The sequence below is a fragment of the Thermodesulfobacteriota bacterium genome, assembly GCA_036482575.1.
Classification (GTDB): domain Bacteria; phylum Desulfobacterota; class GWC2-55-46; order GWC2-55-46; family JAUVFY01; genus JAZGJJ01.
On record JAZGJJ010000109.1, the window covers coordinates 1 to 10,117 of the forward strand.

Annotated in this window: 10 protein-coding genes; 5 read left to right on the top strand and 5 right to left on the bottom strand. The window is 59.2% G+C overall.

All coding sequences use genetic code 11. The annotated features are described in order from the left end of the window. From V3W31_04665 to V3W31_04685, 5 genes are all read left to right on the top strand, one after another. The coding region (locus V3W31_04665; GenBank protein ID MEE9614231.1) for a glycosyltransferase at positions 1–595 on the top strand (595 nt) is incomplete at its 5' end. Continuing rightward, the gene (locus tag V3W31_04670; GenBank protein ID MEE9614232.1) at positions 592–2,085 is read left to right on the top strand and encodes a radical SAM protein; all 1,494 of its coding nucleotides are present in this window, start codon (positions 592–594) and stop codon (positions 2,083–2,085) included. The genes V3W31_04665 and V3W31_04670, both read left to right, overlap by 4 nt. After that, positions 2,082–2,579, top strand: a complete 498-nt coding sequence (locus V3W31_04675) for a hypothetical protein (protein ID MEE9614233.1) — start codon at positions 2,082–2,084, stop codon at positions 2,577–2,579. Before V3W31_04670 ends, V3W31_04675 begins: the two co-directional genes overlap by 4 nt. 15 nt (positions 2,580–2,594) lie before the next feature. Beyond that, positions 2,595–3,530, top strand: coding sequence for a glycosyltransferase family 9 protein (locus V3W31_04680; protein MEE9614234.1), 936 nt, complete (start codon positions 2,595–2,597; stop codon positions 3,528–3,530). Beyond that, entirely contained in the window at positions 3,527–4,411 is an 885-nt protein-coding gene (locus V3W31_04685) for a radical SAM protein (protein MEE9614235.1), read from the top strand. The genes V3W31_04680 and V3W31_04685 overlap by 4 nt, the downstream gene beginning before the upstream one ends. Before the next feature lie 168 nt (positions 4,412–4,579). Here V3W31_04685 and V3W31_04690 read toward each other — a convergent pair whose 3' ends face one another. The 5 genes from V3W31_04690 to V3W31_04710 all read right to left on the bottom strand — a co-directional run. Further along, positions 4,580–5,014 (bottom strand): prepilin-type N-terminal cleavage/methylation domain-containing protein, encoded by a 435-nt coding sequence (locus V3W31_04690; protein MEE9614236.1) that lies wholly within the window; start codon positions 5,012–5,014, stop codon positions 4,580–4,582. A 218-nt stretch (positions 5,015–5,232) separates the two neighbouring features. Beyond that, positions 5,233–6,675: a sigma-54 dependent transcriptional regulator gene (locus V3W31_04695; protein MEE9614237.1), complete on the bottom strand. Its 1,443-nt coding sequence runs from the start codon at positions 6,673–6,675 to the stop codon at positions 5,233–5,235. Between the two features lie 8 nt (positions 6,676–6,683). Continuing rightward, positions 6,684–8,342, bottom strand: a complete 1,659-nt coding sequence (locus tag V3W31_04700; protein MEE9614238.1) for an ATP-binding protein — start codon at positions 8,340–8,342, stop codon at positions 6,684–6,686. A 14-nt stretch (positions 8,343–8,356) separates the two neighbouring features. Continuing rightward, the gene (locus V3W31_04705) at positions 8,357–9,472 is read right to left on the bottom strand and encodes a type II secretion system F family protein (protein ID MEE9614239.1); all 1,116 of its coding nucleotides are present in this window, start codon (positions 9,470–9,472) and stop codon (positions 8,357–8,359) included. A gap of 3 nt (positions 9,473–9,475) precedes the next feature. Further along, a partial coding sequence (locus V3W31_04710) for an ATPase, T2SS/T4P/T4SS family (protein MEE9614240.1) occupies positions 9,476–10,117 on the bottom strand: 642 nt, incomplete at its 5' end.

The window sequence follows — 10,117 nt, forward strand, 5'->3', positions numbered from 1 at the left end:
CCTCGAGGACGCCCGGATAAAGGCCGTCCATAACCCCCGCAACCGCGGCTTCGGCTACAACTACACCGAAGGGGTAAGGCTCTCGGGGAAGGAGTACGTCATAATGGTGCCGGGCGATAACGAGATCCCGTGCGCGGCCATACGCAAGGTGCTCGCACGCCTCGGCACGGCCGACATCGTTGTGCCCTATACGGCGAACCCGGAGGTAAGGCCCGTAGCGAGGCAAGTCGTATCGAAAGCCTTCGTCCTCCTCATGAACGCCCTCTTCGCCCTGGACCTCAGATACTATAACGGGACGTGCGTCCACAGGAGCGAACTCTTAAAGAAGGTCTCCATGACCTCCCGGGACTTCGCCTACATGGCCGCCATACTCGTAAGGCTCATAAAGTCCGGGGCGAGCTTTACCGAGGTCGGCGTGGAGATACAACAGAGGGAGGGCGGCAGTTCCAAGGCCTTCTCCCCCCGGAACGTGGTTAGCGTCATGAAGACCATACTAACCCTCTTCTGGGAGGTACGCGTAAGGGAACGCGCCCGCTACTCAAGCCCGGCCAGAAGGGTCGCGGACGGTACGGCTGGAGGCCGCGGCTCAGGATGAAGATACTCTTCGTCATAAAAGACATCGAGTACATAGACCCGATGGGCATAATGCTCCTCTCGGCCCTGGCAAAGGAGGGACGACCCGGCCGCGGCACCGCCATAAACGTACTTGCCGACGGCAACCTCCGGGAGACGATAGGGAGTTTCAAGCCCGACGTCGTGGCCTTCAGCGCGAAGACCGGGGAGCACAAGTACTACGTGGCGGCGAACGCCACGGTAAAGGGGATAAGCGGGGAGATAGCCACGGTCATTGGAGGGCCGCACCCGACCTTCTTCCCGGAGATGGTGAAAAAGTACGACTTCGACGCGCTGTGCGTCGGCGAGGGTGACGACGCGTGGCCCGAACTCCTCGACCGCCTGGAGGGGGGGCAGCCGTTCGACGACATACCGAACATAGTAACGAAGGGGAACTACTTGCCCGGGCAGCCTCCCCTAATACGCCCGAGGCGGCGAGACCTCGACAGCCTCCCCCACCTCGACCGGGAACTCGTCTACGGCTCGACACGGCTCGGACGTTTCCCCATGCGGAGCTTCATGGTCGGCAGGGGCTGCCCCTTCCGCTGTACCTACTGTTTCAACCACCAGTATAACGACCTCTACAAGGAAAAGGGGCCCGTCCTCGCCCGCATGAGCGTCGGCCGCGTGGTGGAGGAGCTCAAGGAGACGAAGGAGCGCTACGATACCCAGTTCATAAAGTTCTACGACGACGTCTTCCTCATAAAGGACGACGAGTGGCTCGACGAGTTCGCCGAGGTATTCCCCCGCGAGGTCGGCCTCCCCTTCCACTGCCTCATGAGGGCCGACCTCCTTACCGGGCCGGTGCTTAAAAAACTCAAAAAGGCCGGGCTGGCCTCGCTCAGCATGTCGATCGAGAGCGGCAACGCGCGGGTAAGGGACGAGATACTTAAGCGCGACATGTCGACGGAGGATATGACGAAGGCCTTCGACCTCTGCCGCGAAAACGGCGTCCCGACCTTTTCGAACACCATCTTCGCTATCCCGGGGACCACGATAAAGGAGGATATCGAGTCGCTCGACATGAACCTCCGGTGCCGCGTAGACCTCGGCGAGTTCCCGATATTCGTCCCCTACCCCGGCACCGAGCTGGCACGGTACGCCATGGACAAAGGCTACTTCGACGGCGACTTCGACAGCCTCCACATGAGCTACCAGAACACCTCCCCCTTGAGCTCCTTCGACGAGAAGGAAAAACTCATGCAGACCAACCTCTCGCTCCTGGCAACGGTCTGCCTGTGGATGCCCTGGGCGAGAGACCTTATAGTGAACCGGCTCATAAAGCTCCCCCTCACCGGGCTCTACTTCGTCCTCTACTACCTCGTAAAGGCCTACCTCGTGAAGACCAGGATATACCCGATGAGCTTCTCCATCTCGAACTTCGTAAGGAGCGTCTACGAGAGCTTCGTGCTCGAACGCTTCAAACACTACGAGGACTCCCTCCCGGAAGAGGGAGAGAAAAAACGGCCGTGAAGGCGAGGGACCACATAGTGCTCGGCGGGGCGGCGTCCTTTCTCATCTACCCGCCGCTAAGCCCGGCGGCGATAGTCTTCTGGCTGGCCTCCGTCCTGATAGACGTAGACCACTACGTGGACTTCGTCTACCGTAACGGCTTTACCGAACTCAGGGTAAAGAAGATGTTCGACTACCACGAGACCCTCAAGGGGCTGTGGAGGAGGCCGGAACTCCTGCACATCTCGCTCTTCCATACGGTCGAGTTCATCGGGGGTTTCTACCTCCTCGGCCTCTGGACCGGTTCACCCCTTATGAAGGCCGCGCTCATGGGCATCCTGTTCCACATAGTGCTTGATGCGATATTCATGGCAAGGTATAATATTTTATTCGTAAGGGCCTACTCAATCACGGAATACATAGTAAGGAGACGCAGGCTCTTGAGCCGTGGGGTCGAGCCCGAGGCCGTGTACCGGGAGGCCCTGGAAGAGCTGAAGGAGCCCGGCGGAGGATAGAAAGCGATAAACAACATGGAGAGGGAGAGGGTACTCATAATAAAGCTCGGCTACTCGGAGACGCTCGTCGGAGAGATAAGCCGTAAGACCAGCCTGGGCGACGTCTTGAGGAGTACGGTGCTCTTGAGCCGCTACGGGGACGCGCACGTGACCTGGCTCGTTGACGAGCAGGCCATGCCGCTCCTCAGGGGCAACCCGCATATCGACCGCCTTCTCCCCTACGACCTTACCACAGTGCTCCAGCTGCAGGCCGAAAAGTTCGATACGGTGATAAACCTGGAGAAGGTGGCCGGCGTGTGCGCGCTCGCCGACGGGCTCGAAGCCTGGAGGAGGTACGGCTTCAGGTTCGACCCCGAGGACGGTACGGCCAACGCATACGACGGCTCGCAGCACGCCCTCGAACTCTGCCAGAACACCAGGGACAAGCTCGAAAGCGGCAGGTACTGGGAAGAAGTGCTCTTCGAGATGGTGGGGGCGGAGTGGAAAGGCGAGATGCCCACCCTCGGGTACGAGCCGCGCTCGGAGGTCAGCTTCGATATAGGGTTCAACCACCACGTGGGCGACAAGTGGCCGATAAAGGCCTGGCCCGCCGAGCACTGGAAGGAACTCGAAAAACTCATAGGCGGCAACTACACCGTCTCGTGGCAGGAGGGGCTCGACTCCATAGAGGAGTACATAGAGTGGATAAACTCGCTGAAACTCCTCGTCACCAACGACAGCCTTGGCCTGCACATCGCCCACGCCCTGGGCAAGAAGACGGTAGCCATCTTCGGCCCCACGCTCTCAAACGAGGTCTACGTAAAGGACGGCGTAAAACTCCTGCCCGAGCCGGTGCCCGAGTGCCTGCCGTGCATGAGCACCACGTGCATAAAGGAAAGGACCTGCCTCTACGACGTAACGCCGGCCGCCGTGCTCGATGCGGTCGAGGGGGTTCTGGAAAAACGGCCGTGAGCGGGCTCAAGCCTATAGATATACCGGATAGCTACAACTACGTCGCCGTATTCCTGACGCTGGCCTGCGACCTCGACTGCAGCTACTGCATAAACTACTTCGGGGAGAAGGGCTTTTCCAAAAAGCTCCTCTCCGGCGAGGAGTGGGTCCGGGGGCTGAACCGCCTGGACTCAAGGCCCGACCTGCCCGTCACCCTGCAGGGCGGAGAGCCGAGCCTGCATAAGGACTTCATATATATTCTGAACAACATAAAGCCCGAGCTCGACATAGACGTGCTTACCAACCTCCAGTTCGACACGGAGGAGTTCATACGGGAGGTAGACCCCGGCAGGATAAAGAGGGACTCCCCGTACGCCTCCATCCGCGTGAGCTACCACCCCGAAGTCATGGAACTCGACCCGCTGGTAAAGAAGGTCCTCATCCTCCGGGACGCGGGTTTTAGCATAGGCATCTGGGGGGTGATGCACCCCTCGCAGGAAGAAGAGGTCATGAGGGCCCGGGAGAAGTGCAAGGCGCTCGGCATAGACTTCAGGACCAAGGAGTTCCTCGGCGAGCACGACGGGAAGCTCTACGGCACATACCGCTATAAGGGGGCGTGCGACAAGGAGTTCGAAAAGAGCGTGGCATGCAAGACAACCGAGCTTATAATTGGCTCGGACGGGAGCGTCTACCGCTGCCACGGCGACCTCTACGAGGGCAGGACCCCGGTGGGCAACATAACCGACCCGGAGTTCCGGATAGAGGAGATATTCCGTCCCTGCGACGTGTTCGGCCACTGCAACCCCTGCGACGTAAAGGTCAAGACCGACCGCTTCCAGCAATTCGGCCATACCTCGGTCGAGATAGAGGGCGCAGAGGAGACTGAGTTCTCCGGACGATAGCGCGGCCGCTCCGGCTTTACCCCCCTTCCCCCCTTCTCCGGACAGCCTCACTCAGGTAGAAACGAAAACCAGCCCCCCTTTTCGGCAATAAAAAACCGGGGCAGGGAAAACCCTGCCCCGGTCCGAGCCATGCCCTTTGACACGGGTCAAAGGCGCCGGCAATTCTCCTTACGGTGAGGCCTTCGGATCGATTACCCCGGCCTCGTTGACAGTCGCGTTCGTCTGGGTGAGACCCCAAACGGCGGGGCCCCTTATAATGATTTCGAAGTCACCCACGTCGTTGAAATTCATACCACAGCCCGCGCCCGGAACCACGATGCCGGCGGAGGGCTGGTAGCCCGCGCCCGTCAGCATACCGCAAGTCATAGCCGCCAGCAACGGGTCGTCGGCAATCAGGGCCATGGCCGCGGTGTAGGCGTTCTTCACGTCAGAGTTGACCGTTGCCGCGTAGCCCCTTTTCCTGTACTGTGAGAACTGGGGGATAGCTATGGCCGCCAGGATCGCTATGATGGCCACGACTATGAGGAGCTCGACCAGGGTGAAGCCCTCTTCGCCCTCACCCCTCGTCCTCATCTTTTCAAAGACTCTCTGCAGATACAACATGCCGTTTCTCCTTTCTCTTTGTTTTACTTTTTAGGTCTATTCTATTGCCTCTATACCGAGATGTACGCCTTTGCCCATATATATCTGCAATCCACATGCCAAAAACCAATATCCTTTAAAAACAACAGTTTAACTGGTGGGGAGTTTGACAAAAAGGACGGTTGTGACAGATTCTGGCAACAATGTGCCAAATTTTGTCACCCGATTTCCTGAAACTTTTAAGACTCCCGGTCGCTGCGGTCTTCGTACTTACTCAGCTTGTACCTCATTGACCTGAAGGTGAGCCCCAGGAGTTCGGCGGCCTTTTTTTTGACTCCTCCCGCCTTCTTGAGCGCCCCCATTATAATGGCCCTTTCAAAGTCCGAGACGGCCTTTTCGAGGTCCATGCCTTCGGGCGGGATATCGACGGCCTCCGCCGCGTCCGGGAGCGTAAGAGGGGCCCCGGGCCGTGAAGGGGAAAGGGGGGAGAGCCGCGACGGCACGCCCCCCTCTCTCACCGAGGGAGGAAGACTCTCGGCGGATATGGCCTCCCCCCTCTCCACGGCGACCGCGCGCTCGATGGCGTTCTCAAGCTCCCTGACGTTGCCCGAGTAGTCGTAGTCAAGAAGGAGTTTAAGGGCCTCCTCGGTAATGCCGCCGAGCTTCTTTCCGTACTCCGCGGCGTAACTATCGGCGAAGTGCCTCGCGAGCATGGGTATGTCGTCCTTGCGCTCCCTCAAGGGCGGTATGCTGAAGCGTATAACGTTCAGCCTGTAAAAGAGGTCTTCCCTGAACCTCCCCTCCCGTACCTCCAGCTCGACGTCCCTGTTGGAGGCCGCCACCAGCCTCAGGTCCACGTTTATGTCCGCGGTCCCCCCCACCCTCCGGAAGTTCTTCTCCTGTATGAACCTCAGGAGTTTTACCTGAAGGCTCGGGGGAAGCTCGGTTATCTCGTCAAGGAAGAGCGTGCCGCCGTCGGCGAGCTCGGCAAGCCCCTGCTTGGTGGACACGGCCCCGGTAAAGGCGCCTCTCTGGTGTCCAAAGAGTTCGCTCTCAAGGAGGTTCTCCGGTATCGCGCCGCAGTTTATGGTAACGAAAGGCTTTTCCTTCCTGTCGCTCTCGTAGTGTATGGCCCTGGCGACGAGCTCCTTGCCGGTCCCGCTCTCTCCGGTTATAAAGACGGTGGTCTTCGTCCGTGCCACGCTCATTATAAGCTCGTACAGCTCGACCATCTTCGGAGCCGTGCCGATGAGGTTGCTGAAACCGTATTTGGCCTTGAGGTCTTTCTTGAGGAGTACGTTCTCCCTCTCCATCCTCTTCCATTCGATCGCCCTCTTTATGTGTATCTTTATCTCCTCCACGTTAAAGGGCTTGGTGAAGTAATCGTAGGCGCCGGCCTTCATGGCTTCGACGGCCGTATCCACCGAAGCGTACGCGGTAATCATTATGGTAGTCACATCGGGACGGAGCTCCTTCAATGCCTTCAGGAGCTCAACCCCACCCATCCCCGGCATCTTCATATCCGCTATGACCAGGTCCGCCGAGTCCTCCTTGAAGTGGGCGAGACCGTCTTCGGCGGAAGAAAAAGAGCGCACCTCATAACCCTCCTTGCGGAGCATTATCTCCAGGAACTCCCTCATGCTCCGCTCGTCGTCGACTACTATGATTTTATCTCCGGTCATGGTCGGATCTACGCGCTCAACTTCCTTTCCGTTCCGCCTTTTCTGCCTTTAGAGACGAGCGGCAGGGTGAGCTTGAAGGCCGCCCCCTCCCCCACCACACTCTCCACAACCACGCTGCCGCCGTGGCTCTCGACTATCCTGTGCACGATGGCAAGCCCCAACCCCGTCCCTTTATTCCTGGTCGAGAAGAAGGGATCGAACACCCTGGAGAGGTCCTCGGCGGAGATACCGGCGCCGGTATCTCTTACGGTTATCTCCACCGACCCTGCCCCGGCACCCGGTCCTGACTCCACCACGAGCCTGCCCCCATCGGGCATGGCCCGGGCTGCGTTCAGGAACAGGTTCCAGAACACCTGCGTTATCTGGCGCCTGTCACCCTCGACGAACATCTCGCCTTCCAGGGAATCTTCCATGTCGATACCAACGGCGTCGGGAGAGTTGCCGAAGACCCCTATGGTATCCCTTATCACCTCGCATATGTCGACCAGTTCCCTCGTCTTCGAGGCGGGCCTGGCAAAGAGCAGGAAGTCGCTTATGAGGAGGTCGAGCCTTTCGGTCTCTCTCAAGACTATCTCCATCAAGTGCGGCATATTACCCTTGGGCGGCATCTCTTTTTTGAGCACCTGTATGGAGCCGCTTATGCTCGCCAGCGGGTTCCTTATCTCGTGAGCTATGGAGGTGGAGAGTTCCCCTAGCGCCTTGAGCTTATCGTCCCTCCTCAAGCGCTCCTCCATGGCCTTCATCTGCGTCAGGTCCTGGAATATCACCACCCTGTCCATATCGCCGCCCTCACCCCGGGATATGTTAAAGCCCAGGTGGAGCTCCTCCCCGCTCTTCACCTTCAACTCCTCCACGATCCTGACCCCTTTGTGCCCCGGCTCGGGGAGGTCACTAAAGACATCGGGGAATATCTCGTCGACGTCCCTGAAGTAGGCCTCCTGGAGCGAGTATCCGGTCAGCTCGGTCGCCGCCCTGTTAAAGGATGTAATCCTCGAGCGTTCATCGAGGGTCATTATGCCGGTCGGGATGTTCTCGGCTATGTGGCTGCTGAGCTTTTCGAGCCTCTCATAGTCGACCTCCTTCTCCTCCAGCTTGCGCTCGACCTTCACGGCCCTTTCGGCAAGGTACCCCGTCAGGTAGGCGACCGTAAAGAGCGCCAGTATGTTGGTCGCGATGGTCGTAAGCGCATTCTCCCAGGAGGGCCCCAGCGTGGAGACGAACATCCGGTACTCTTCGGGCAGGAGCCCGTAGAACTCCAGGTCGATAAGCACGCCGTAAGCGATACTCGATATGCCGGCGGCATAGAAGCCCCCCCTCTTGTCAAGGAGGATGCTTCCGCCTATCACCGAAAGGAAGTAGAGCGAACTCCCCATCCCCCCGGTAACATAGGTGATGACGGTAATAATCGCCACGTCCACGGTGAGTTGGACGTACGCGAAGAGCTTCAGGTTCCGGACCCGCGCGAGGAGTACGGCGTAAAGTATGGTAAGAAAACCTATTGCGGCGACGATCGTATAGAGCGGGTTAAAGATCGGCCGTACCGGGATGCCGGTCCTCATCTGGGACCATGCGATAACGCCGAGAAAGGCAAGGGCAAGCACCACCCTCAGTACCATGAGGACCAGCAGCTTGCCCTTGAGCGGGTGTGGCTTATGCTGGGCGGTCATCTTTATTCCGTAGGTTACCCTCCGGCAACCCCTGCGAGCTGGAAGATAGGCAGGTAGAGCGCTATGACGAGACCGCCTACCACTATGCCGAGGAACGCCATAAGCATCGGCTCTATAAGGGACGTCAGCGCGGCGACCGCGGCATCCACCTCGTCCTCGTAGAAGTCGGCTATCTTGGAGAGCATGGTGTCCATGGCTCCGGTGGCCTCTCCAACCGCTATCATCTGCGTGACCATCCCCGGGAAGACCTTGGTCTCGGCCAGCGGCTCGGCAAGCGTCTTACCCTCGCTCAAGCTCTGCCTGGCCTGCATGATCGCCCTCTCTATGACCACGTTGCCGGCGGTCTTGGCGACTATCTCAAGGGCCTCCAGTATCGGTACTCCGCTCGACATCATGGTCCCGAGCGTACGGGTGAACCTGGCCACGGCCGTCTTCCTCAAAAGGTCGCCCAGGACGGGTGTTTTGAGGGTTATGGTGTCCAGTATCTTCCTGCCCTGCTTGGTTTTGTACGCCTGCTTCAAGCCGAAGAAAATACCGCCGAGGGCTATGAGGATCATATACCAGCTATGCTGGAGAAAATCGCTCAGGACCACAACGACCTGGGTGGGCGCGGGCAGCGCCTGGCCGAAGCTCTCGAATATATCCTGGAATATCGGGACGACGAAGAGCAGCAGCCCGGTAACGACCAGCGTGGCGATTATGATAACCACGACCGGGTAGGTAAGGGCGCCCTTTATCTTGCCCTTGAGCTTTTCGGCCTTCTCCATGAAGTTGGAGAGCCTGTTCAAGATCGTATCGAGTATACCTCCGACCTCGCCGGCGGCGACCAGGTTTACGAAGAGGTCGTCGAAGACATCGGGGTGCTTCCTCAAGGCGTCGGCAAAGGTGGTCCCCCCCTCCACGCTGCCCTTGACTGCGGTCAGCACCTCCTTGAACTTGGGGTTTTCCTGCTGGCTGGCGAGTATGTCCAGACACTGGACGAGCGGCAGCCCCGCGTCTATCATAACGGCGAACTGACGGGTAAAGACGACTATCTCCTTGGTCTTTACCGACCCCCCGAACCCGGGTATATTTATCTGTATGTCGCCGAGGCCCTTCTTCTCTTTCCCTGCTGCCGCTGCGGTAGCCATGGATTAACCCCCCCTTCCCATTCCCGGTCCGCCCATGGAACCCCCTCCGGGGGACGGACGGCGTCCCGCCGCGGCCGACCCCTTAAGTATCCCGGCGTTGGTCATCATCTGGCGCAGCTCGCTGGGGTCCGAGCTCCTGCCCACGGCCTCATCGAGGGTAATCGCCCTCCTGGAATAGAGGGCCATAAGGCCCTGGTTCATCGTCTGCATTCCGAACTGGGACTGTCCCACCTGCATCTGAGAATATATCTGATGGAGCTTGTCCTCGCGTATGAGGTTCCTTATGGCGGAGTTGGGGACCATTACCTCGAGACACATGGCCCTCCCCTTACCGTCCGCAGTGGGGATAAGCAACTGGGAGAGGACCCCCTCGAGGACGAACGAGAGCTGGGCCCTTATCTGCGGCTGCTGGTGCGGGGAAAAGACGTCCACTATCCTGTTGATGCTCTGCACGCACGAGTTGGTATGGAGGGTGGCAAAGCAGAGGTGCCCGGTCTCCGCGACGGTAAGCGCCGTCTCTATGGTCTCGGCGTCCCTGAGCTCGCCGAGGAGCACCACGTCCGGGTCCTGCCTCAAGACGTACTTGAGCGCCTTTTTGAAGGTGTGGGTGTCCGCGCCCACCTCCCTCTGGTTCACGAGCGCGGC

Bases quoted from the DNA above. Each gene is read 5' to 3' on its own strand.
- V3W31_04670 (MEE9614232.1), top strand. From the start codon at position 592: ATGAAGATACTCTTCGTCATAAAAGACATCGAGTACATAGACCCGATG.
- V3W31_04680 (MEE9614234.1), top strand. From the start codon at position 2,595: ATGGAGAGGGAGAGGGTACTCATAATAAAGCTCGGCTACTCGGAGACG.
- V3W31_04690 (MEE9614236.1), bottom strand. From the start codon at position 5,014: ATGTTGTATCTGCAGAGAGTCTTTGAAAAGATGAGGACGAGGGGTGAG.
- V3W31_04695 (MEE9614237.1), bottom strand. From the start codon at position 6,675: ATGACCGGAGATAAAATCATAGTAGTCGACGACGAGCGGAGCATGAGG.
- V3W31_04700 (MEE9614238.1), bottom strand. From the start codon at position 8,342: ATGACCGCCCAGCATAAGCCACACCCGCTCAAGGGCAAGCTGCTGGTC.
- V3W31_04705 (MEE9614239.1), bottom strand. From the start codon at position 9,472: ATGGCTACCGCAGCGGCAGCAGGGAAAGAGAAGAAGGGCCTCGGCGAC.